Here is an 18,824-nt window from a genome sequence, read left to right on the forward strand (position 1 = left end):
TATTTTTGCAGTTTGGAGGTTATCGCTTAACTAAGCTCTTTTATATTTTGATTACAGAAATGCTTTTTAGTATTTTTTAAATTTCATGATCAATAAAACAAGACCAAAGCTTTTAAGCACTTCTTTTAAAAAGATAAAATCAAAGCGATAACCACCAACCAAGACTAAATCTTGGCTAGCAGTTCATCAAATTTCATACAAATTCAATGGTAGCTAGAGTGGAAGCGTCCCCTCTTCTAAAAGTGGTGCGTTGGATCCTGGTGTATCCGCCATTCCTTTGCACGTATTTGGGCGCGATTTCAGTTACAAGCTTGTGGGTGGCTTCTTTGTTTTGCAAATATGCAAAAACATAGCGGTGCGCGTTAAAATCGCCCACACGAGCCGCTGTCGTTAATTTCTCAATGTAACTGCGCAACTCCTTAGCTTTATAAATCCCTGTTTCAATTTTGTTATGCTCAATCAAAGCGATCGCTAAATTCTTTAATAACGCCTTTCTGTGCGAGCTGGTTCTCCCAAGCTTGCGGTATCCGTGTTTGTGTCTCATCAGTCGTTACCTCCTTTATCTTCTAATTTTTCTAATCTTTTCTTTAAACTCTCTCTTTGTTCAGGGCTTAATTCTGTGCCTACCGGATAGCCCAAATCATTCAATTTTTCAGCGATTTCATCATAGGATTTTTTACCCATGTTTTTCACGCCTTTAAGCTCTTCTTCGCTCATCAACACGAGTTCGCCCACATACTTGATGCCGATTTTATCCAAGCAATTAAAACACCTAGCGCTCAAATTCATGCTTTCAATCTTAGTGCTCAAATCTTTAGCGTCATCTCTTTGAGCGTAATCTCCTGAATACTCCGTATTAGCAATGGGTCTTTCGCCAAAAACGCCTAGTTGCTTGCTCATCACTTTCACCGCTGACAAAAACGCTTTATAAGGGTCAATCTGCCCGTCTGTTTCAATATCAAAAATGATTTTTTCATAGTTGGGATCGCCCTCAACCAGAACATTTTCAATCTCATAAACGACCTTTTTAATCGGCGTGAAAGAGCCGTCTAGTGGCATGTAGCCCTCAGGCATCAATTCCCTTGTGTTTTCGCTTGGGACATACTCCATTCCTTTATAGATAATGAGCGAAAAATTCAATTGGGCGTCTTCGTTGATTGTGGCTAGAGGCATTTCCGGATTGACGATTTCTATATGATCAGAATTCAAATCCCTAGCCCTAAGCTCCATAGGCCCTTTAAAAGAATAATCCACCACAACCGATTGGTTTTCTAAAGAGCTATCCTGCCCCACTAACGCCTTAGCTATAAAGCGGATATTCTTTAAATTCATGATAAAAAGCGACACATCTTCAGTAACCCCCCTTAATGAGTCAAACTCATGATGGACGCCTTCAATCTTTAAACCTACAGGAGCATACCCCACAGAGCTTAAAAGCAAGAGCCTTCTAATAGGATGAGCGAGCGTAACAGCGTAACCAAACTCAAATGGAGCTAGAGAAATCTTAACCCGATTGCCCTCTTTCTCTAGCACCTTAATTTCTGATGGGATCAAAGGTGCTGTTTTGATAACTTTCATGCTCTAACCCCTTACTTAGAATACAATTCTACAATGAGTCTTTCTTCAATAGGGACAACCACTTCTTCTCTTTCAGGGTAGCGGGTGAATATGCCGTATTTTTTATCTTTTTCCACATCAATCCATGGCACAATCCCTGTTTGAGCTGTCAATTCCATCGCGCGCACCACTTGAGGGTTGCTCTTGGTTTTTTCTTTGATCTCAATTTTTTGCCCTGAACGCACGAAATAAGAGGGAATATCCAAACGCTTACCATCCACAAGCACATGCCCATGCGTTACCAATTGCCTAGCAGAGCTTCTGGTGGTCGCAAACCCCATGCGATAGACAACATTATCCAATCTTCTTTCAATCAAGCGGATAAGGTTTTCACCCGTATTGCCGTCCAAACGATTGGCTTCCACAAAAATACTCCTGAATTGCTTTTCAGAAATGCCATACATCATTTTAGCTTTTTGCTTTTCTTTCAATTGCAACCCGTAATCAGAAGTCTTAGCGCGCCTTTGCCCATGCTGACCTGGCCCATAAGCCCTTTTATCTAACGCACTCTTCCCGCTCAATCGCCTTTCACCTTTTAAAGCTAAAGAAACCCCAAAACGCCTTTCTAGTCTCTCTACTGCGCCTCTATATCTTGCCATAAAGCCTCCTTACACTCTTCTTCTTTTAGGGGGTCTGCAACCATTATGAGGGAGCGGGGTGATGTCTTTAATCCAAAGCACTTTAACGCCCTCTGTCGCGCCCACGCTCTTAATAGCGGTCTCACGCCCACTGCCTGGCCCTTGAACCTTAATGCCCACTTCTTTAACGCCATGCTCTTTAGCCTTGCTTAGAGCGCTTTCTACAGCTTGTTGGGCCGCATAAGGGGTGGATTTTTTAGAGCCTTTAAACCCTAAACCGCCCGCCGTGCTCCAGCAAATCACATTGCCCATTTCATCAGTAATCGTGATGTTGGTGTTGTTAAAGGTCGCTGAAATATAAACAACCCCTCTAGCAATATTCTTTTTGACTACTTTCTTTTTAGTCGTTACATTTCTCTTAGCCATTAAATCATCATCTCCTTATTTGCTACTTGCTGCCCACGGTTTTTTTCTTACCCTTACGAGTCCTAGCGTTATTTTTAGTGGTTTGGCCTCTCACAGGAAGACCCTTACGGTGCCTGATCCCACGATAATTCCCTAAATCCATTAAAGATTTAATATCCATTTGAACTTTTTTACGCAAATCGCCCTCTACTAGGTAGCTTTGTTGGATTTTTTTAGCGATACTAGACACTTCATCTTCGCTCAATTCATGCACGCGTTTGTCAAAAGAAATGCCTACTGCTTCTAAAATCTCTCTGGAACTCTTAAGCCCAATCCCATAAATATAGGTAAGGGCATACTCTACTCTCTTCTTTTTTGGTAAATCCACACCAGCAATCCTTGCCATGCTTTATCCTTGTCTTTGTTTGTGTTTAGGGGTAGCGCAGATCACTCTAATAACACCCCTTCTTTTAATGATTTTGCACTTATCGCACATCTTTTTCACTGATGGCCTGACTTTCATGATTTTTCTCCTTTGAAAAAATTAGGCACTACTAAAAGCTTTTATGCTAACATATTTTCATTGAAATAACCCTTAAATTCATTTATATCTAAAAGTTATCCGACCCTTGTCTAAGCTATAGGGCGTAAGCTCTAGCTTGACCCTATCGCCTAAAGCAATCCTAATGTAGTGCATGCGCATCTTTCCAGAAATACGGCACAACACCACATGCTTATTGTCTAACTCCACCTTAAAAGTAGCGTTAGGCAACGCCTCAATCACTTTCCCATCCACTTCTATAACATCATCTCTTGCCATTAACGCTCCGTAAGAATCACTGCTTTATTGCCAACTATGGCGATAGTATGCTCATGGTGGCTTGTGTTAAGCCCATCCACTGAAACCACGCTCCACTTATCCGCTAGTATTTTAGGCTCGCCCTGTTTTTGACACACCATAGGCTCTAAGCAAAATACCATGCCCTCTTTGATTTTAGGGCCGCTATTAGCTTTGACGCCTTTTTCTAGGTAGTTGGGGATTTCTGGCTCTTCATGGGGTTTTTTACCAATGCCATGCCCGCAAAACCCCTTCAAAGGCACAAAGCCTCTTTCTACAATAGCGCCCTCTAAAATCTGACTCAATTCTTTAAAATGCATGCCCACTCTAATTGAGCTAATGGCATGCATCAAGCTCTCTTGAGAGCAAGCGAGCAATTTTTCATCTTGAGGGCTTATCGCGCCTATGGGGAGAGTGATTGCCGAATCGCCATAATAACCATCCACCTCCACCCCCAAATCCAAGCCTATAATATCCCCTTCTTGTAAAACATAATCCGTGGGAATGCCATGAATGACCACCTCGTTTAAGGACATGCACACAGAGTTAGGGAATCCATATAGCCCCTTAAAAGCAGGCCTAGCATGAGAGGATTTGATAAAATCTTCAGCCATTTTATCCAGCTCTAAAAGTGAAACCCCAGGCCTTACTTCTCGCTCTAAAAGGGCTAACGCTTGCGCGGTTAATTCCCCGGCTTTTCTTAGGGCTTTGATTTCCTTTGGGCTTTTAATAGAGATCGCCATTAAAAGCCTACCGCGCTTAAAGTTTTATACTTGCTCATATAAATTTGCGCTTCAATCTTTTTCATGGTGTCAATAGCGACTTGAACCACAATCAGCACCGCTGTGCCTCCAAAGTAAAAAGGCACGCCCATAGCCTTAACCAAAATCCAAGGCACGGTAGAAATGAGCGCTAAATACAATGAACCCCACAAAGTGAGCTTGCTCGCTACAGAATTTAAAAACGATGAAGTCCCCTCTCCAGGCCTAAGCCCTGGAATATACCCGCCATTACGCCTTAAATTATCCGCAATATCCTTAGAATTGAACACGATAGAGGAATAAAAGTAAGCGAAAAAGATGATGAGTAAGAACATCAAAATATTATACGCATACCCTTGCGGGCTTAAAAAATCCGCAATCGCTTGCAAGGTTTTGTTGCTTGTGGCTTGCTGTAAAATCGTAGAAGGGAACACGAGCAACGCTGAAGCGAAAATAGGGGGAATCACCCCGCTTAAATTCAACTTAATAGGAATGTAATTCATGATGCGCTTGTTTTGGTTTTGCATCACCACTTTACGCGCATAAGAAATAGGGATTCTGCGCTCAGCTAATTCCACATAGATGATCGCAAAAATAGTCGCTAAAACAATCAGCACAATACCAATGAGCATTAAGATATTGATCACGCCTGTATTGACCAAATTGAATGTGCCTGAAATAGCTGATGGAATCCCTGAAACAATCCCGGCAAAAATAATAAGGCTGATCCCATTCCCCACGCCCCTTTGCGTGATTTGCTCCCCTATCCACATAAGTAGCATCGTCCCTGTAAGCATAGAAAACGCTGAAACGATCATAAAGACTTGCATATCAATCATGATCGCTCCATTGGCTCCTCCACTAATACTCCTTAAGCCCACTGAAACGCTCACCGCTTGGATTAGGGTGATTAAAATGGTCAAATAGCGCACAATTTGCATGTATTTTTGCATGCCGTCTCGCTCTTTTTTCATTTTAGCCAGGTTAGGGAAAGTCGCGCTCAAAAGCTCCATGATAATTGAGGAAGTGATATAGGGCATGATACCCAAAGAGATGATGCTCAAGCGAGAAACCGCATTCCCGCTAAACATGTTAAACAACCCCAAAGCGTTGTTGGAATTGCTGTCAAAAAAAGCCTTGATCGCTGCTAAATCTACGCCAGGAATGGGGATATAAGCTAAGACTCTGTAGAGAAATAAAAAACCCAAAGTGATGAGTATCTTACTAGCAATGGCCTTATTCATAACTTATTCCTCTTAAATCAAGCTGATACAACAGGGGCATTATTTCTGCCCGCTTGTTTTGATTCTCTCATCTTTAATTTTAGAAGCCAAGTTTTTAGCGTCTTTACCGATCAACTTCACGCCTTCAATATAAAGGGGGAAATGGTGCAAAGCACGCAAGCTTGAAAAAGTGATTTCTTCTAAATTTTTAATCGTTTCATTCTTTTCTACATTGATAGAATAGATATGAGAATCTTTAGTCCTAAAACCTATTTTAGGCAAACGGCGTTGTAAGGGTTGTTGCCCTCCTTCAAAGCCTCTTTTAGCCTTATAGCCTGTCCTTGCGGTTTGACCTTTACCGCCCCTTGTAGCGGTTTTTCCCATGCCGCTTCCTTGACCACGGCCCACTCGTTTGATTTTTTTAACGCTACCTTTAGCCGGTTTTAAATTTTCTAATCCCATTACAATATCCTTTTTAACTACGCCTTGATTTTCGCTAGAGCGTCAAAAGTCGCGCGCACCACATTATAGGGGTTATTAGAGCCTAAAGATTTGGTTAGAATATCCTTAATGCCTGCTAATTCCACGATAGGGCGCGTTGAACCCCCAGCAATCACCCCCGTTCCCTCACTTGCCGGTTTGAGTAAAATACGGCTTGCGTTGTATTTATGTTCAATGTCATGAGCGATAGTCGTGCCTTTGATCGTTACATGGATTAGGTTTTTAAACGCATCATCTACCGCTTTTTTAATCGCATCAGGGACTTCTTTAGCCTTGCCCAAACCAAAGCCCACAAGCCCATTTTTATTGCCCACAACCACTAAAGCGTTAAAACGAAACCGCCTACCGCCCTTAACCACTTTGGTTACACGGCCAATATTCACAACGACTTCTTGAAACTCTTCTCTGTTAATCTCTTCCATACCTTTCCTTTCTGTCATAGAGCGATCCCGTTCTCTCTCAAGCTTTCAGCAAACGCTGCCACCACGCCATGATAGAGGTAACCATTCCTGTCATAAACCGCTCGCTCAATCCCTGCTTTTTTCAATTCTTCAGCAAAGAGAGCGCCTAATTTTTTAGCGTCTTCTTGCGTGTTTTTAAAGCCCATTTTCCTGCCGTCAATATGCGTTATAGTGCTTTGTTTAACATCATCAATCGCTTGTGCATAGAAATAGCGATTCGAACGAAAAACGCTCACCCTAGGCCTTAATTTATCGCCCAAGAGTTTGCTTTTAATCCTTAATTTTCGGCGATCCCTTAAGGCTTTCTTTTTATACAATGCTTTCGCGTTCATCACTCCACCTTATTTATTTTTTAGCTGTCTTACCAGCTTTTCTAATAATGACTTCATTGCTGTATTTCACGCCCTTACCCTTGTATGGCTCTGGGGGTCTGAAGCTCCTGATTTCAGCGGCGACTTGCCCTACTTTTTGCTTATCGCTCCCTTTGATAGTAATCGTGTTTTTTTCCACCACCATTTCAATCCCTGCTGGAATGGGGTATTTCACTGGGTGGCTAAAACCCAAACTCAAATCCAAAGTTTTATTGCCCAAAGCCACCTTATAGCCCACGCCATTGACTTCTAAAGTCTTACTAAAGCCGGTGCTTAAGCCTATTACAATGTTGTTGGCTAACGCCCCATAAGTCCCCCAATAAGCCCTAGACTGCGCGTCTTCGCCCACAGGCTGGAAACTCAATTGGTTGTTTTCAAGCGTGATTTTCACTCGGTTGTGAGTTTCTAACTCATGCTTTTCTTTGCTGTTTTTAAAAAGAAGCTTGCTCCCTTCAACGCTCGCTTGCACAGAGCTTGGAATTTCAATGATTCTTTTCCCAATTCTTGACATTTTTAATCCTTTACCAAATACTGCAAAGCACTTCGCCACCGACATTCTGTCTGTAAGCTTCTTCGTTAGTGATCACACCCTTAGAAGTGCTTACCACAATCACGCCATAGCCATTTTTAAAGCGCTTCAACTCGTTTTTTTGCTTATACACACGACGACCGGGCTTGCTTAGACGCTTCACTTCGCTGATTTTTGAATGCCCTTTTTCATCATAAGCCAACTGCACATAAACCGATTGTTTCTTGTCTTTATCTTTGACATTGAAATCTTTAATGAAACCCTTTTCTTTAAAAATCTCTAAAATAGAAACCACGATCTTTGCGTAATAAAGCTGTGTGAATTCTAAGCGGCGCATAGAAGCGTTTCTCAAACGAGTTAATGAATCTGCAATTATATCATTTACCATATCTTATCCTTACCAACTGGCTTTTCTCAAGCCTGGGATGAGTCCCTCACTGCCCATTTTTCTTAGGCACACCCTACAAAGCCCAAAATCCCTATAAACCGAATGAGGTCTCCCACAAATGCGGCATCTCGTATAAGCCCTTACTTGGAATTTTGGTTTCCTTTGAGCCTTTGCTATCATTGATTTTTTAGCCATAATTAACCCCTTATCTCACTTTTGCAAAAGGCAATCCAAGCAATTCTAACAACTTGAACGCTTCTTTATCGTTGTCCGTAGAAGTTACCATAGTGATGTTCATGCCATGACTGACCATAATATCATCATAAACCACTTCCGGGAAAATCAACTGCTCATTGATCCCAAAGGTGTAATTCCCACGCCCATCAAAGCCATTCCGTGAGATCCCTCTAAAGTCTTTCACTCTGGGTAACGAAATCACAATCAGCTTTTCTAAGAAATTATACATGCGTTTATTCCTTAAGGTAACTTTCGCCCCTACCGCCATGCCTTCTCTGATCTTAAAACCCGCAACGGATTTTTTCGCTTTAGTGATAACGGCTTTTTGCCCTGCAATCAAAGAAATCGTTTGTGCGATATTTTGCATGATTTTCATGTCTTTTGCATGCGCTCCAGCGCCCACGCTGATAACGATTTTTTCTAGCTTGGGTAAAAGCATGGGGTTTTTGATGTCTAATTCTTGAGCGAGTTTTGTTCTCACTTCATTTTGATAAAATTGTTTCAAACCAAACATGTATCCAACTCCTTAGGCTTTCTTCACATTGGAAATGTGCATGGGCTTTTCTTTATGGATAAAGCCCCCTTTAGGGTTATCATCAGTAGGTTTAATCGCTTTTTTCACCACTTTACACCCTTCAACAACCACTTGAGAAGTCTTAGGCAACACCGCTAAAACCTTAGCGACCTTACCCTTATCGTCTCCTGCAATGACTTTCACCATGTCATTTTTTTTGATTTCACTTTTCATTATACAACCTCCGGCGCTAGAGAAATAATTTTCATGAAATTAGCGTAACGCACTTCTCGGCTCACTGGCCCAAAAATCCTTGTGCCAACAGGATCTTTTTTAGCGTCCAAAATCACCGCTGCATTGTCATCAAAACGCACCAAAGAACCATTTTTCCTTTGGATTTCTTTTTTCGTTCTCACCACAACGGCTTTGACGACTTGACCGCGTTTCACCTTGCCATTAGGGATAGCTTTTTTCACAGAAGCCACGATCACGCTACCCACGCTCGCATAGCGTTTGTGGCTGCCTCCTAACACCTTAATGCACATGATTTCTTTAGCGCCGCTATTGTCAGCGACATTCAATCTTGTAAAACTCTGTATCATGCTTATACTCCCACTACTAAAATTTCTTTAAGCGTGAAGGACTTGGTTTTAGAAAACGGTCTGCACTCAATCGCGCTCACAAAATCCCCTACTTTCACCTGATTGTTTTCATCATGGATGGTGTATTTTTTGAACTTTTTAACAATCTTTCTGTATTTTTCATGCACCACTTTTCTTTCCACAAGAATCACAGCACTTTTTTCAGCAAACTTGCTGATAACCTTGCCTTGCACCAGCCTTTTATGCGGCTCTTTTGTATTCATTGCTTACCCTTTTTTTACTCAACGCTAGAAGAATAATACGCATTAATGGCCGTGTTAATGCGAGCGATATTTCTTCTGGCTTTCTTAATCTCGTTAGGATTACTCAATTGCATGGTCTTTAACTTAACGCGCAACTCAAAAAGCTCCGCCTTTTTAGCATGCAACAACTCTTCTAATTCCTTGATACTCTTATCTTTCAATTCAGTATATTTCATTTTCGCTCTCACAAGTTACAATTTTGGTTTTAAAAGGAAGTTTGCTCTGAGCTAACGCTAAAGCTTCTCTCGCTAATCCTTCTTCAATGCCTAGCATTTCATAAACGATCCTGCCCGGCTTGATATTCATCACCCATTTTTCCACAGAGCCTTTACCTTTACCCATCCTCGTTTCTAAAGGTTTGGCGGTCAAAGGCTTATCAGGAAACACTCTAATCCACACCTTACCCGCTCTTTTAATATGCCTTGTCATAGCCACCCTTGCGGATTCAATCTGGCGCGAATCAATCCTCCCATGCTCTATGGCTTTAATCGCAATATCCCCAAACGCAATAGAGTTACCACGATGGGCTTTCCCACGATTGCGCCCTTTCATTTGCTTTCTGTATTTTGTTCTTTTTGGCATTAACATGATTATTGTCTCCCTCTTCTGCTTCTTCTAGGCTCTCTTTCTTCTTTAGCCTCTTCTTTTTTCTCAAATTGGATGCCTTTTTGCAAAACTTCCCCTTTGAAAATCCACACTTTCACGCCAATAATACCATATACCGTCATCGCTTCAGCAAAGCCATAATCAATCTTAGCCCTTAAAGTGTGTAAAGGCACGCGCCCTTCCATATACCATTCGGTGCGAGCGATTTCAGCCCCTGCTAAACGGCCAGAAACGCGCACCTTGATTCCTTTAGCGCCGGATTTTAACGCCGCTTGCATGACCTTTTTCATCGCGCGACGGAAAGCGACCCTTTTTTCTAATTGGGTGGCTACATTTTCTGCGGCTAATTGGGCGTCAGCTTGGGGGCGTTTGACTTCTTTAATATTAATGGAGACTTCTTTTTTGATGAGCGTTTTTAGGCCTTCTTTGACTTTTTCAATATCCACGCCTTTTTTACCAATGATAAGCCCTGGGCGAGCCGCTACGACCGTAACGCGCAGTTTTTTAGCCGCTCTTTCAATCACAATCTCGCTCACGCCGGCATAATAAAGCTCTTTTTTAAGGAATTTCCTAATCTTATTGTCTTCATCAATATTGCTTGGAGCAGTGCGAGTGCTAGGGAACCATCTGGAAGTCCAATTCCTATTAATACCTAATCTTAAACCTACCGGATTAACTTTTTGTCCCATGCCCTACTTACCTTCTGCTTGATTTTTTTTATGGCTTTTAGAAGATTTCATTTCTTTCCCTTCTGCTACTTCTACGAATACATGAGATGTTGGCTTTCTAATGGCTGTGGCTCTGCCTTTAGCCCTTGGAATGGAGCGCCTAAGCACAGGGCCAGCATCCACTCTGCAAGAAACAATCAGAGTGCTCTTGGCGTCTAAAGAGCCGTTAGCGACCGCAGAAGCCACCACTTTTGAAAGCACTCTGGCCGCTTTATTGGGCGTAAATTCCAAACTAGCGATCGCTAATTCAGCGTTCATGCCTTGAATCTGTCTTGCAATCAATCTGGCTTTAGTAGGAGATAACCGCACAAATCTTAATAACGCTTTACTCATTCTACCCCCTTACTTGCCAATCTTTTTTTGGACACTGCCTTTGTGCCCTTTAAAAGTTCTTGTAGGAGCGAATTCCCCCAACTTATAACCCACATGGTTTTCTGTGATATACACAGGGACAAAAACCCTTCCGTTATGCACATTATAAGTAAAACCAATCATTTCAGGCAAAATGGTGCTTCTTCTAGACCATGTTTTAATCGGGCGGTTATCCTTACCCTCTTTTGCCTTGAGCGTTTTTTTCATCAAGTGGTCGTCTATAAAAGGACCCTTTTTAATTGACCTAGACATTCTTTAACCCTTTATTTATGTTTCTTTCTGGAAATGATGAGCTTGTCGCTAGCTTTTTTCTTTCTAGTTTTATAGCCCTTAGCTGGAGTGCCCCAAGGCGATACAGGATGACCGCTTGTCCCTGTTTTACCCTCACCCCCACCATGCGGGTGATCCACTGGGTTCATCGCGCTACCACGAGTTTGTGGGCGAATCCCTCTATGGCGGTTACGCCCTGCCTTACCGATAGAGACATTGATAAAATCCTCATTCCCTACCACGCCAACACTCGCCATGCATTCGCTTAGAATGTAGCGCATTTCAGAGCTTGGCATCCTAAGAATGGTGTATTTATTTTCCCTACCCATGATTTGAGCGCTCATTCCTGCACTTCTGGCTAATTGCCCACCAGCCCCTGGATGCATTTCAATGTTATGCACCACCGTTCCTATGGGGATATTTTTTAACTTCATCGCAAAGCCCACTTTAATATCCAAACCGCCTTCAGCAGCGATAACGCTATCGCCCACTTTCAAACCGCTTGGCTGTAAAATATAGCGTTTGTCCCCATCAGGATAGACTACAAGAGCGATGCGCGCGTTTCTGTAAGGATCATACTCAATCGCAACTACTTTCCCTTCAATGTTGTATTTGTTGCGCTTGAAATCAATAATGCGGTAGAGTTTTTTAGCCCCTCTCTCTTTGTGGCGGCTAGTGATTCGCCCGTTATTGTTCCTCCCTGCTGTCGCTTTAAGCTTAGTGAGTAAGCCTTTGACACTGCTTTTTGCGGTAATGTCTTTAGAGTCCAACACCGACATGAAGCGTCTGCTTGGGGTGTAGGGCTTATAAGTTTTAATCGCCATAACGCTTTCTCCTTTCTACGCGCCAAGGGCGGCAATGCTAGCGCCCTCTGGAACTTTCACATAAAATTTCTTAAACGACTTTCTTTGTCCAAGCTTCCCTCTAAAGCGTTTCACCTTACCTTCTTGTTTCAAAGAATTGATTTTCAAAGGCTCAAAGCCAAAGTAAGTTTTAAACACTTCTTTGAGCTGGTTTTTGGTTACATTTTGAGCCGTTTGGACCACTAAAACACCTTTTTCTTGCAATCCTAATGACTTTTCAGTGTAAAGAATTGACTTTATATCCATGATGTCTGCCATTTTTTACTCCTCTGTCTTATCTTGCACCGCATGCTGAAACGCCGCTTCTTCCATCACGACAGAGCTAAACGCCGCTAAAAGATAAGCGTTTAACTCGCTCACATCAACAATAAGGCATTTTTTAAGGTTACTAAAGGCTAACTCGGTGTATTCGTCCATGTTCATGCACACAAACAAAGTGTCTCGTTGCTCTAAAGCCTGGAACATTTGGTTGGCTTCTTTAGTCAAATGCTTTCTTTTATTGTCTTCAACCACACCCTTTATAGCAATTTTTTCCACCACAAAAAGCTTATTCGCTTGCGCTTTTTCTTCTAAAGCGTATTCTAAAGCCAAGCGTTTTTGTTTTTTGTTGATTTTAAGATTGTAATTGCGCTTATTTGTAGCCCCATGAGAGACACCCCCACCCACAAACACAGGCGAAGTGATGCTCCCTGCTCTGGCTCTCCCGCCCCCTTTTTGCGCCCAAGGCTTCCTACCGCCCCCGCTCACTTCAGCACGGTTTTTACTTTTAGCGGTATTAGCGCGCGCAGAAGATAAATAATGTTTCACGTAAAGATAGAGGTTATGGCTGTTGATGCCCTCATATCTTTTAGGTAACTCCACGCTACCCTTTTCTTTCAAATGGCTGTCTAAAACGATGGCCTTACTCATATCAAACCCTTTATATTATATTCAGTGTATGGTTTTATACCGCTCTGATGCGTCCATAAGCCCCAGAAAAGCCGGCCACTGAACCCTTTAGCACTAACACCATACTTTCTTTATCAAAAGAGAGCACCTCGTTTTGGCAAGTAACTAGCTCATTGCCATAATGCCCTGCCATTTTCCTACCCTTTTGCACTCTTCCTGGCCATTCTCGGTTACCAATAGAACCAGGGCGGCGGTGGAAACGGCTCCCATGCGCTGCAGGCCCGCCTTGGAAATTCCAACGCTTCATCACCCCCGCAAAGCCTCTTCCTTTCGTTTTAAAGCTCGCTTTAACCCTTTTAAGCGTTTCTAAAGCGCTCAAATCCAAATCGCCCAACTCTTGTTGTTGGGAAGCTTTTAAGGTGGCGAAGCGGTTAAACTCTTTGCTGAGCTGGTATTTCTTTTGCTGGCCTTCAATCGCCTTATTGTGTTTTTTATGCATCGCATAGGCCACTAAAGCTTTCCCGTTTTCTAGCTGGCACACTTTCGCTTGCAAGACTTTAAGCAAGGTTACAGGCGTGCTGTTAGCGTCAATGGTGCGGCTCATGCCTATCTTTTGAACTAAAAATTCCATATCTAACCCTTATTTTATTATCTCAATGCGTTAGGACTACTTCGTTTCCATAGAAGTTACTTCTACATCCACTTCAGGAGCTAAATCCAACTTCATCAAGCTATCCACGGTTTCTGGGGTGGCCGAGATAATATCAATCAACCGGCTATAAACCCTAATCTCAAACTGCTCTCTTGAATCCTTATTGACATGCGGGGAGCGTAAAACGGTGTAACGCTTATTCTTAGTCGGTAAAGGGATAGGCCCTCTAATTTCAGAACCTGAACGCTTTACAGCTTCCACGATAGCCACAACAGAGCGATCCAACACTCTATGGTCATAAGCTTTGAGCTTCAACCTGATTTTTTCCATAAACTCTCCTAAAAGAACTCGTTTCATTCGTTACTCAAAACAGAATAAAACAATAAAATAAAAACTGAAATACTACTCAAAATGCGCCATTTAGTCAATAACTTTTGCTATTTTTAGGGCTTTTTAGAGATTTTTACTTCCTTTTTATAAGGAAATATAAAAAAATGCGCTACGATTATCTTAATCCAATCCCCTTTGTAAGGAAGTTCATGCCCCTTTCTTGCTTGCACCCTTTTGGGCCTTTTGAAACCCCTAAAGAGCCGGCTTTAAACAACCCGCTTTTAACCCCACCTTCAAGCGATAAAATCTGTCTTTTAGGGCCGATGAAATCCGGTAAAACCACTTTCGCCCTCAAACTAGCGAAGGACTTTAAAAACCCTGTGTATATCAATTACAATGACATGCGTTTGAATAAAAATATCTTAAGCTCGTGGCTTTTAAAATGGCATTTAGAAAAGAAAATGGACTTGCTCATTTTAGACAATATAGAGCGCTTGGATTTCAGCCTGCCTAAGCTCCCTAAAATCGTTCTTATCCCTAATTATTTAAGCCCCATAACAGCGCCCGATTTTAGTTTGCGCTATGCGTTAGGGTTGGATTTTAAAGAATACACTAGCTTTTTCAAACCCAACACCCCTAAAACACTCTGTTTAACCGCTTTTTAAGAGACGGCAACGCTTTAGATTCGCTTTTTGTAGAAAACGAGCAAGAAAAAATCCTAAAAAAACAAGAAAATATCAAACTAGCCTTTCAAACTTACGCCCCCCTAATGGCTAAAATCTGCGCGCATCAATCTAAGTTTGTGAGCGCTTTTTATCTTTATACGCAATTCAAAAAGGAGTTGAAAACCTCTAAAGACACCCTTTATAAATTTTTACATGCGCTAGAAAAACAACGCATCCTTTTTTTAGTCCCTAGCTTTGAAAATCATAAAACCAAATTGTATCTGTGCGATTTTGCCTTGCCTTATAGCCTGACTCCTAGCCCTTCGCTTTTAAATGTTTTTGAAAACATGGTTTTTTTAGAGCTTTACAAGCAATTCCCAAATCATGAGCTTTACTCCCATGACAATGGGATCTTTATCTTGCGAAATCCTACCAACAAGCTCGCCCTCATCGCCCACGCTTTCCCCACGCCCCATTTTTTAGAAAAACAGCTTCTATGGTGCCACAAACATGGGTTTTTAAAAATTGCAGTCGTTTCTATCAACGCCCCCATTTCAGCAACCAATACCCCCTACAAACACCTTAATTTCATTGATTTTTCTTTGGATATTCAATCTATTTTGGTATAATAGTTATTATGTATTTATGTATTTATGTATTTATGTATTTATGTATTTATGTATTTATGTATTTATGTATTTATGTATTTATGTATTTATGTATTTATGTATTTAATATTATTATTTTTAAATTATTATTACATATTTTTATTTTTTCTTAAGCTAACTCGCTATAAGCTATCCCAGTATTTCGCTTTTTTGAGAAATACCACATACCCTAAAAATACCCTAAAAGCGTAGGGCGTTTTTAATATTCTTTTATAGAAAGGAAGTTATAATGAACGCATTGAAAAAATTAAGTTTCTGTGCCTTGCTATCCCTAGGCCTCTTCTTGCCCCCTGAAAAGAACGCTGAAAAAGTGGCTTTTTTAAGGGCTAAAATGAACGCTTATAGCGCTTTAGAAAGCATTTTAATCACTAAAATGCACCATCGTATTGTTAAAGCGCTTCAAATTAAAAATAACTCTATCAGCTATTTATTCGGGTTGGTTGATTTTTTAATGTCTAAATCCATTTTGGCTAAAAGGTTCGTGGATACCATCAACCATCGTGTGTATGTTATGGTGCAATTCCCTTTCATTCAGCCTGAAGATCTCATCGCTTACTTTAAAGTAAAGCATATCAACCTTTCTTCAACGAGCGCTACCCATCTCAGCGCCATTTTAAACAAGGCGTTGTTCCACATCTAAGAGTTTGGGAATTAACAAGCGGTTTTTAAGCGTGAAGCTATGCCGATGAAAAGGCGTAGCCCCTAGCTTAATAATCGCTTCTATATGCTGTTTAGTCCCATACCCGCAATTCTTATCCCAGCCGTATTCCTTAAACAAAGCGTGCAATCCTAGCATTTCTTTATCCTTAGCAGCTTTTGCTAAAACAGACGCCATAGCGATTTGAGCGACTTTTTCATCGCCCTTGATGATGGTTTGTATATTAGGGTAGCGTTTATCCAAGCCAAACGCCGTGTTGCCGTCTATTTTTATTTCATTAGCTAAAGAGCAACCATTTTCTAAAATTTCTTCAATAGCGAGCCTCAAACACGCCCCTAAGCCCAAGCTATCAATTTCATTCGCGCTTTTTTTGACCACCCAAAACTTGACCTCGCCATGCGTTTTGATTTTATCTTCCAAGAAAAAGCGTTTTTTTGGGCTGAGCTTCTTGCTATCCTTAAGACCCATTTCTAAAAACTCTAAGGCTGTTTTTTCACTACACACCACCCCAGCCACAAAAAGCGACCCGGCCAAACACCCCCTCCCCGTCTCATCAATGCCTAAAATCATTTTTACGCAACCCAACCGGTATCAAAATCCCTACTCACACGCTCCATGCGTTATCCTGTTTCCTCTTAGCTTCTTAATAAACTCTGTCAATTCTTTTTCAAAGTTTTTCGCGCTTTTTCTGTCGCTTGGCGATGAAGAGATCGTCAAAAAATGCACTCCATCAGTCAGCTTGGCATGCTTGCCTCCAGATCCCAAATAAAGATTCAAATCTTTATTGTCATGCAATGCTTCTTTTAAAATCTTACGAATATCTTTTTTCATCTCATGCTCCCACCCAAGGTTTCAAGCCTTAGGCCCGATCATCTTTTCAGGCACCACGAATTTGTCAAAATCTTCAGCGCTCAAGAGTTTCAGTTCCACCGCGCTTTCTTTTAAAGAAATGCCTTTTTTGTGGGCGTTTTTAGCGATTTTAGCGGCGTTTTCATAGCCCACATGCGGGTTAAGGGCGGTTACTAGCATTAAAGAATGGTGCAAGTAATAATCAATTTTTTCTTTATTAGGCTCAATACCGCTCGCGCAATGGGTATTGAAACTTTCCATGCTGTCGCTCAATAGCCTTAAACTTTGCAAGAAATTATAAATGATCACCGGCTTGAACACATTCAATTCAAAATTACCCTGACTGGCCGCAATGCCAATAGCGGTATCATTCCCCATCACTTGCACGGCTACCATTGTCATCGCTTCGCATTGCGTGGGATTGACTTTACCGGGCATAATAGAGCTGCCCGGCTCGTTTTCAGGGATATTAAGCTCGCCCAAACCACAGCGCGGCCCGCTCGCAAGCCATCTAATATCGTTAGCGATTTTCATTAAATTCGCCGCTAAAGCCTTAAAAGCCCCATGCACATAAGCGATAGCGTCATGGCTAGTGAGCGCGTGGAATTTATTGGGCGCAGAGATGAATTTCACGCCGCTAAACTCGCTCAATTCTTCAGCCACTTTTTCACTCAATTCTTTATGAGCGTTTAGCCCTGTGCCTACGGCCGTCCCACCTATGGCTAATTCCCTTAAATGCTCCAAACTCTCTAAAATTTGTTGTTTAGAATGCTCTAACATGCTCGCATACCCGCTAAATTCTTGCCCCAAAGTTAAAGGCGTAGCGTCTTGTAAATGCGTGCGCCCGATTTTGACAATCTCTTTAAATTGTTGGCTTTTGTCTTTAAAGGTCTTTAACAGATTCTCCAAACTAGGGAGCAGTTTATGCGTGATTTCTAGCGCACTCACAATATGCATTGCGGTAGGGAAAGTGTCGTTGGAGCTTTGAGACATGTTCACATCATCGTTAGGGTGGATGAGTTTTTTCTCTCTAAAATTACCCCCTAAAATTTCGGTAGCCTTATTGGCAATGACTTCATTGAGGTTCATGTTCGTTTGAGTCCCGCTCCCTGTTTGCCATATCGCCAACGGGAATTCGCCGCACAACTCGCCTTTTAAAATGCAATCGCACGCCTTGATAATGGCTTGCGATTTTTCTAGGCTTAATTTCCCTAACTTGTGGTTGACTACCGCCAAACTCCTTTTAAGTTTGGCAAACGCGCCAATGAGTTCTTTAGGCATTTTTTCAGTGCCGATCTTAAAGTTTTCAAGACTGCGTTGCGTTTGAGCCCCCCAGTATTGGCTATCATCTACTTTGATTTCGCCCATCGTGTCATGTTCGATTCTAAATTGCATGCTAATCCTTTGAAATTTGATTTTAAAACCTTAAAAAAATAGCATAAACTCTTATACCTTCTACTTAAAAACCTTAATTTTTTAAACACCATTTCCACAATTTTTACACAAAAGAGGGTTATTATCCGTTTGCAACAAGAATTTTCTTGTTATCTTAATGTAAAGGTCAAAACGATGAAAAAGTTAGCCGCTTTATTTTTAGTAAGCGTGTTGGGAGTTATGAGTTTGAACGCATGGGAGCAAACCCTAAAAGCCAATGACTTGGAAGTGAAAATCAAATCCGTGGGTAACCCCATTAAAGGCGATAACACTTTTGTGCTTAGCCCCACCTTAAAAGGTAAGGCTTTAGAAAAAGCTATCGTTAGGGTGCAGTTTATGATGCCTGAAATGCCCGGCATGCCAGCGATGAAAGAAATGGCGCAAGTGAGTGAAAAAAACGGCCTTTATGAAGCAAAAACCAATCTTTCCATGAACGGGACATGGCAGGTTAGGGTGGATATTAAATCTAAAGAGGGTCAGGTTTATCGCGCTAAAACAAGCCTGGATTTATAAG

The 18,824-nt window shown here is 41.6% G+C and carries 34 protein-coding genes and 2 pseudogenes; 3 read left to right on the forward strand and 33 right to left on the reverse strand.

Translation table 11 applies throughout. The annotated features are described in order from the left end of the window. Positions 1 to 193 precede the first annotated feature (193 nt). From rplQ to D2C72_05840, 29 genes are all read right to left on the reverse strand, one after another. On the reverse strand, positions 194 to 544 hold the full coding sequence (rplQ, locus tag D2C72_05700; GenBank protein ID QEF43773.1) for a 50S ribosomal protein L17: 351 nt from the start codon (positions 542 to 544) through the stop codon (positions 194 to 196). After that, on the reverse strand, positions 544 to 1,578 hold the full coding sequence (locus tag D2C72_05705; GenBank protein QEF43774.1) for a DNA-directed RNA polymerase subunit alpha: 1,035 nt from the start codon (positions 1,576 to 1,578) through the stop codon (positions 544 to 546). The genes rplQ and D2C72_05705 overlap by 1 nt, the downstream gene beginning before the upstream one ends. 11 nt (positions 1,579 to 1,589) lie before the next feature. Continuing rightward, complete coding sequence (gene rpsD, locus D2C72_05710) at positions 1,590 to 2,216, reverse strand: 30S ribosomal protein S4 (GenBank protein ID QEF43775.1); 627 nt, start codon at positions 2,214 to 2,216, stop codon at positions 1,590 to 1,592. 9 nt (positions 2,217 to 2,225) lie between these two features. Then, on the reverse strand, positions 2,226 to 2,621 hold the full coding sequence (locus D2C72_05715; GenBank protein QEF43776.1) for a 30S ribosomal protein S11: 396 nt from the start codon (positions 2,619 to 2,621) through the stop codon (positions 2,226 to 2,228). Between the two features lie 22 nt (positions 2,622 to 2,643). Continuing rightward, positions 2,644 to 3,006 carry a 30S ribosomal protein S13 gene (locus D2C72_05720; protein QEF43777.1) on the reverse strand — a complete coding sequence of 121 codons (363 nt, stop codon included), beginning with the start codon at positions 3,004 to 3,006 and terminating at the stop codon, positions 2,644 to 2,646. A gap of 3 nt (positions 3,007 to 3,009) precedes the next feature. Then, on the reverse strand, positions 3,010 to 3,123 hold the full coding sequence (gene rpmJ / locus D2C72_05725) for a 50S ribosomal protein L36 (GenBank protein QEF43778.1): 114 nt from the start codon (positions 3,121 to 3,123) through the stop codon (positions 3,010 to 3,012). 78 nt (positions 3,124 to 3,201) lie between these two features. Beyond that, complete coding sequence (locus D2C72_05730) at positions 3,202 to 3,420, reverse strand: translation initiation factor IF-1 (protein QEF43779.1); 219 nt, start codon at positions 3,418 to 3,420, stop codon at positions 3,202 to 3,204. Beyond that, positions 3,420 to 4,181, reverse strand: a complete 762-nt coding sequence (gene map, locus D2C72_05735) for a type I methionyl aminopeptidase (protein QEF43780.1) — start codon at positions 4,179 to 4,181, stop codon at positions 3,420 to 3,422. Before map ends, D2C72_05730 begins: the two co-directional genes overlap by 1 nt. After that, positions 4,181 to 5,443 carry a protein translocase subunit SecY gene (locus D2C72_05740; protein ID QEF43781.1) on the reverse strand — a complete coding sequence of 421 codons (1,263 nt, stop codon included), beginning with the start codon at positions 5,441 to 5,443 and terminating at the stop codon, positions 4,181 to 4,183. The genes map and D2C72_05740 overlap by 1 nt, the downstream gene beginning before the upstream one ends. 39 nt (positions 5,444 to 5,482) lie before the next feature. Beyond that, positions 5,483 to 5,884, reverse strand: a complete 402-nt coding sequence (locus D2C72_05745; GenBank protein QEF43782.1) for a 50S ribosomal protein L15 — start codon at positions 5,882 to 5,884, stop codon at positions 5,483 to 5,485. A gap of 17 nt (positions 5,885 to 5,901) precedes the next feature. Continuing rightward, the gene (gene rpsE, locus D2C72_05750; protein ID QEF43783.1) at positions 5,902 to 6,345 is read right to left on the reverse strand and encodes a 30S ribosomal protein S5; all 444 of its coding nucleotides are present in this window, start codon (positions 6,343 to 6,345) and stop codon (positions 5,902 to 5,904) included. 14 nt (positions 6,346 to 6,359) lie between these two features. Beyond that, positions 6,360 to 6,716, reverse strand: a complete 357-nt coding sequence (locus D2C72_05755; GenBank protein ID QEF43784.1) for a 50S ribosomal protein L18 — start codon at positions 6,714 to 6,716, stop codon at positions 6,360 to 6,362. Positions 6,717 to 6,729: 13 nt separating this feature from the next. Then, entirely contained in the window at positions 6,730 to 7,266 is a 537-nt protein-coding gene (locus tag D2C72_05760; protein QEF43785.1) for a 50S ribosomal protein L6, read from the reverse strand. A 10-nt stretch (positions 7,267 to 7,276) separates the two neighbouring features. Beyond that, a complete protein-coding gene (locus D2C72_05765; protein ID QEF43786.1) occupies positions 7,277 to 7,672 on the reverse strand; it encodes a 30S ribosomal protein S8 in 396 nt (131 codons plus the stop codon). A gap of 9 nt (positions 7,673 to 7,681) precedes the next feature. Beyond that, positions 7,682 to 7,867 carry a 30S ribosomal protein S14 type Z gene (locus tag D2C72_05770; GenBank protein QEF43787.1) on the reverse strand — a complete coding sequence of 62 codons (186 nt, stop codon included), beginning with the start codon at positions 7,865 to 7,867 and terminating at the stop codon, positions 7,682 to 7,684. 10 nt (positions 7,868 to 7,877) lie between these two features. Further along, a complete protein-coding gene (locus D2C72_05775; GenBank protein ID QEF43788.1) occupies positions 7,878 to 8,423 on the reverse strand; it encodes a 50S ribosomal protein L5 in 546 nt (181 codons plus the stop codon). Between the two features lie 12 nt (positions 8,424 to 8,435). Next, positions 8,436 to 8,657 (reverse strand): 50S ribosomal protein L24, encoded by a 222-nt coding sequence (locus D2C72_05780; GenBank protein ID QEF43789.1) that lies wholly within the window; start codon positions 8,655 to 8,657, stop codon positions 8,436 to 8,438. Further along, positions 8,657 to 9,025, reverse strand: a complete 369-nt coding sequence (locus D2C72_05785; protein QEF43790.1) for a 50S ribosomal protein L14 — start codon at positions 9,023 to 9,025, stop codon at positions 8,657 to 8,659. Before D2C72_05785 ends, D2C72_05780 begins: the two co-directional genes overlap by 1 nt. A gap of 2 nt (positions 9,026 to 9,027) precedes the next feature. Next, complete coding sequence (rpsQ, locus tag D2C72_05790; protein ID QEF43791.1) at positions 9,028 to 9,288, reverse strand: 30S ribosomal protein S17; 261 nt, start codon at positions 9,286 to 9,288, stop codon at positions 9,028 to 9,030. Between the two features lie 14 nt (positions 9,289 to 9,302). Continuing rightward, a complete protein-coding gene (locus D2C72_05795) occupies positions 9,303 to 9,503 on the reverse strand; it encodes a 50S ribosomal protein L29 (GenBank protein QEF43792.1) in 201 nt (66 codons plus the stop codon). After that, the gene (locus D2C72_05800; GenBank protein ID QEF43793.1) at positions 9,490 to 9,915 is read right to left on the reverse strand and encodes a 50S ribosomal protein L16; all 426 of its coding nucleotides are present in this window, start codon (positions 9,913 to 9,915) and stop codon (positions 9,490 to 9,492) included. The genes D2C72_05795 and D2C72_05800 overlap by 14 nt, the downstream gene beginning before the upstream one ends. A gap of 2 nt (positions 9,916 to 9,917) precedes the next feature. Next, a complete protein-coding gene (rpsC, locus tag D2C72_05805; GenBank protein QEF43794.1) occupies positions 9,918 to 10,622 on the reverse strand; it encodes a 30S ribosomal protein S3 in 705 nt (234 codons plus the stop codon). A 3-nt stretch (positions 10,623 to 10,625) separates the two neighbouring features. Beyond that, a complete protein-coding gene (rplV, locus tag D2C72_05810; GenBank protein ID QEF43795.1) occupies positions 10,626 to 10,994 on the reverse strand; it encodes a 50S ribosomal protein L22 in 369 nt (122 codons plus the stop codon). 9 nt (positions 10,995 to 11,003) lie between these two features. Then, entirely contained in the window at positions 11,004 to 11,285 is a 282-nt protein-coding gene (gene rpsS / locus D2C72_05815; protein ID QEF43796.1) for a 30S ribosomal protein S19, read from the reverse strand. 11 nt (positions 11,286 to 11,296) lie between these two features. Further along, complete coding sequence (rplB, locus tag D2C72_05820) at positions 11,297 to 12,127, reverse strand: 50S ribosomal protein L2 (GenBank protein QEF43797.1); 831 nt, start codon at positions 12,125 to 12,127, stop codon at positions 11,297 to 11,299. Between the two features lie 15 nt (positions 12,128 to 12,142). After that, positions 12,143 to 12,424, reverse strand: coding sequence for a 50S ribosomal protein L23 (locus D2C72_05825; GenBank protein ID QEF43798.1), 282 nt, complete (start codon positions 12,422 to 12,424; stop codon positions 12,143 to 12,145). A 3-nt stretch (positions 12,425 to 12,427) separates the two neighbouring features. Continuing rightward, positions 12,428 to 13,075: a 50S ribosomal protein L4 gene (locus D2C72_05830; protein QEF43799.1), complete on the reverse strand. Its 648-nt coding sequence runs from the start codon at positions 13,073 to 13,075 to the stop codon at positions 12,428 to 12,430. Between the two features lie 34 nt (positions 13,076 to 13,109). Further along, positions 13,110 to 13,685, reverse strand: coding sequence for a 50S ribosomal protein L3 (locus D2C72_05835; GenBank protein QEF43800.1), 576 nt, complete (start codon positions 13,683 to 13,685; stop codon positions 13,110 to 13,112). Between the two features lie 36 nt (positions 13,686 to 13,721). Then, positions 13,722 to 14,036, reverse strand: coding sequence for a 30S ribosomal protein S10 (locus D2C72_05840; protein QEF43801.1), 315 nt, complete (start codon positions 14,034 to 14,036; stop codon positions 13,722 to 13,724). 164 nt (positions 14,037 to 14,200) lie between these two features. Between D2C72_05840 and D2C72_05845 the strand changes: the two are divergent. Together D2C72_05845 and D2C72_05850 are read left to right on the forward strand one after the other, a co-directional pair. After that, positions 14,201 to 15,330, forward strand: a pseudogene (locus D2C72_05845) (ATP-binding protein). A 241-nt stretch (positions 15,331 to 15,571) separates the two neighbouring features. Beyond that, positions 15,572 to 16,009: a hypothetical protein gene (locus tag D2C72_05850; GenBank protein QEF43802.1), complete on the forward strand. Its 438-nt coding sequence runs from the start codon at positions 15,572 to 15,574 to the stop codon at positions 16,007 to 16,009. Here the strand turns inward: D2C72_05850 and D2C72_05855 are convergent. The 4 genes and pseudogenes from D2C72_05855 to D2C72_05870 all read right to left on the reverse strand — a co-directional run bounded on the left by D2C72_05855 (position 15,983) and on the right by D2C72_05870 (position 18,409). Next, a complete protein-coding gene (locus D2C72_05855; protein QEF43803.1) occupies positions 15,983 to 16,612 on the reverse strand; it encodes a ribonuclease HII in 630 nt (209 codons plus the stop codon). The genes D2C72_05850 and D2C72_05855 overlap by 27 nt on opposite strands. A gap of 15 nt (positions 16,613 to 16,627) precedes the next feature. After that, positions 16,628 to 16,858 carry a hypothetical protein gene (locus D2C72_05860; GenBank protein ID QEF43804.1) on the reverse strand — a complete coding sequence of 77 codons (231 nt, stop codon included), beginning with the start codon at positions 16,856 to 16,858 and terminating at the stop codon, positions 16,628 to 16,630. 21 nt (positions 16,859 to 16,879) lie between these two features. Next, positions 16,880 to 18,271, reverse strand: coding sequence for a class II fumarate hydratase (gene fumC / locus D2C72_05865; GenBank protein QEF43805.1), 1,392 nt, complete (start codon positions 18,269 to 18,271; stop codon positions 16,880 to 16,882). Then, positions 18,226 to 18,409, reverse strand: a pseudogene (locus D2C72_05870) (hypothetical protein). Before D2C72_05870 ends, fumC begins: the two are co-directional and overlap by 46 nt. A 36-nt stretch (positions 18,410 to 18,445) precedes the next feature. Here D2C72_05870 and D2C72_05875 point away from each other — a divergent pair. Then, complete coding sequence (locus tag D2C72_05875; protein ID QEF44194.1) at positions 18,446 to 18,823, forward strand: copper resistance protein; 378 nt, start codon at positions 18,446 to 18,448, stop codon at positions 18,821 to 18,823. Position 18,824 lies beyond the last annotated feature (1 nt).

It is taken from the genome of Helicobacter pylori (assembly GCA_008032955.1).
In the GTDB taxonomy this organism is placed as follows: Bacteria; Campylobacterota; Campylobacteria; order Campylobacterales; family Helicobacteraceae; genus Helicobacter; species Helicobacter pylori_DC.

What these genes read in the sequence shown, in the direction of transcription:
- rplQ (QEF43773.1), bottom strand. Translation starts at nt 544, where the DNA reads ATGAGACACAAACACGGATACCGCAAGCTTGGGAGAACCAGCTCGCAC.
- D2C72_05705 (QEF43774.1), bottom strand. Translation starts at nt 1,578, where the DNA reads ATGAAAGTTATCAAAACAGCACCTTTGATCCCATCAGAAATTAAGGTG.
- rpsD (QEF43775.1), bottom strand. Translation starts at nt 2,216, where the DNA reads ATGGCAAGATATAGAGGCGCAGTAGAGAGACTAGAAAGGCGTTTTGGG.
- D2C72_05715 (QEF43776.1), bottom strand. Translation starts at nt 2,621, where the DNA reads ATGGCTAAGAGAAATGTAACGACTAAAAAGAAAGTAGTCAAAAAGAAT.
- D2C72_05720 (QEF43777.1), bottom strand. Translation starts at nt 3,006, where the DNA reads ATGGCAAGGATTGCTGGTGTGGATTTACCAAAAAAGAAGAGAGTAGAG.
- rpmJ (QEF43778.1), bottom strand. Translation starts at nt 3,123, where the DNA reads ATGAAAGTCAGGCCATCAGTGAAAAAGATGTGCGATAAGTGCAAAATC.
- D2C72_05730 (QEF43779.1), bottom strand. Translation starts at nt 3,420, where the DNA reads ATGGCAAGAGATGATGTTATAGAAGTGGATGGGAAAGTGATTGAGGCG.
- map (QEF43780.1), bottom strand. Translation starts at nt 4,181, where the DNA reads ATGGCGATCTCTATTAAAAGCCCAAAGGAAATCAAAGCCCTAAGAAAA.
- D2C72_05740 (QEF43781.1), bottom strand. Translation starts at nt 5,443, where the DNA reads ATGAATAAGGCCATTGCTAGTAAGATACTCATCACTTTGGGTTTTTTA.
- D2C72_05745 (QEF43782.1), bottom strand. Translation starts at nt 5,884, where the DNA reads ATGGGATTAGAAAATTTAAAACCGGCTAAAGGTAGCGTTAAAAAAATC.
- rpsE (QEF43783.1), bottom strand. Translation starts at nt 6,345, where the DNA reads ATGGAAGAGATTAACAGAGAAGAGTTTCAAGAAGTCGTTGTGAATATT.
- D2C72_05755 (QEF43784.1), bottom strand. Translation starts at nt 6,716, where the DNA reads ATGAACGCGAAAGCATTGTATAAAAAGAAAGCCTTAAGGGATCGCCGA.
- D2C72_05760 (QEF43785.1), bottom strand. Translation starts at nt 7,266, where the DNA reads ATGTCAAGAATTGGGAAAAGAATCATTGAAATTCCAAGCTCTGTGCAA.
- D2C72_05765 (QEF43786.1), bottom strand. Translation starts at nt 7,672, where the DNA reads ATGGTAAATGATATAATTGCAGATTCATTAACTCGTTTGAGAAACGCT.
- D2C72_05770 (QEF43787.1), bottom strand. Translation starts at nt 7,867, where the DNA reads ATGGCTAAAAAATCAATGATAGCAAAGGCTCAAAGGAAACCAAAATTC.
- D2C72_05775 (QEF43788.1), bottom strand. Translation starts at nt 8,423, where the DNA reads ATGTTTGGTTTGAAACAATTTTATCAAAATGAAGTGAGAACAAAACTC.
- D2C72_05780 (QEF43789.1), bottom strand. Translation starts at nt 8,657, where the DNA reads ATGAAAAGTGAAATCAAAAAAAATGACATGGTGAAAGTCATTGCAGGA.
- D2C72_05785 (QEF43790.1), bottom strand. Translation starts at nt 9,025, where the DNA reads ATGATACAGAGTTTTACAAGATTGAATGTCGCTGACAATAGCGGCGCT.
- rpsQ (QEF43791.1), bottom strand. Translation starts at nt 9,288, where the DNA reads ATGAATACAAAAGAGCCGCATAAAAGGCTGGTGCAAGGCAAGGTTATC.
- D2C72_05795 (QEF43792.1), bottom strand. Translation starts at nt 9,503, where the DNA reads ATGAAATATACTGAATTGAAAGATAAGAGTATCAAGGAATTAGAAGAG.
- D2C72_05800 (QEF43793.1), bottom strand. Translation starts at nt 9,915, where the DNA reads ATGTTAATGCCAAAAAGAACAAAATACAGAAAGCAAATGAAAGGGCGC.
- rpsC (QEF43794.1), bottom strand. Translation starts at nt 10,622, where the DNA reads ATGGGACAAAAAGTTAATCCGGTAGGTTTAAGATTAGGTATTAATAGG.
- rplV (QEF43795.1), bottom strand. Translation starts at nt 10,994, where the DNA reads ATGAGTAAAGCGTTATTAAGATTTGTGCGGTTATCTCCTACTAAAGCC.
- rpsS (QEF43796.1), bottom strand. Translation starts at nt 11,285, where the DNA reads ATGTCTAGGTCAATTAAAAAGGGTCCTTTTATAGACGACCACTTGATG.
- rplB (QEF43797.1), bottom strand. Translation starts at nt 12,127, where the DNA reads ATGGCGATTAAAACTTATAAGCCCTACACCCCAAGCAGACGCTTCATG.
- D2C72_05825 (QEF43798.1), bottom strand. Translation starts at nt 12,424, where the DNA reads ATGGCAGACATCATGGATATAAAGTCAATTCTTTACACTGAAAAGTCA.
- D2C72_05830 (QEF43799.1), bottom strand. Translation starts at nt 13,075, where the DNA reads ATGAGTAAGGCCATCGTTTTAGACAGCCATTTGAAAGAAAAGGGTAGC.
- D2C72_05835 (QEF43800.1), bottom strand. Translation starts at nt 13,685, where the DNA reads ATGGAATTTTTAGTTCAAAAGATAGGCATGAGCCGCACCATTGACGCT.
- D2C72_05840 (QEF43801.1), bottom strand. Translation starts at nt 14,036, where the DNA reads ATGGAAAAAATCAGGTTGAAGCTCAAAGCTTATGACCATAGAGTGTTG.
- D2C72_05860 (QEF43804.1), bottom strand. Translation starts at nt 16,858, where the DNA reads ATGAAAAAAGATATTCGTAAGATTTTAAAAGAAGCATTGCATGACAAT.
- fumC (QEF43805.1), bottom strand. Translation starts at nt 18,271, where the DNA reads ATGCAATTTAGAATCGAACATGACACGATGGGCGAAATCAAAGTAGAT.
- D2C72_05875 (QEF44194.1), top strand. Translation starts at nt 18,446, where the DNA reads ATGAAAAAGTTAGCCGCTTTATTTTTAGTAAGCGTGTTGGGAGTTATG.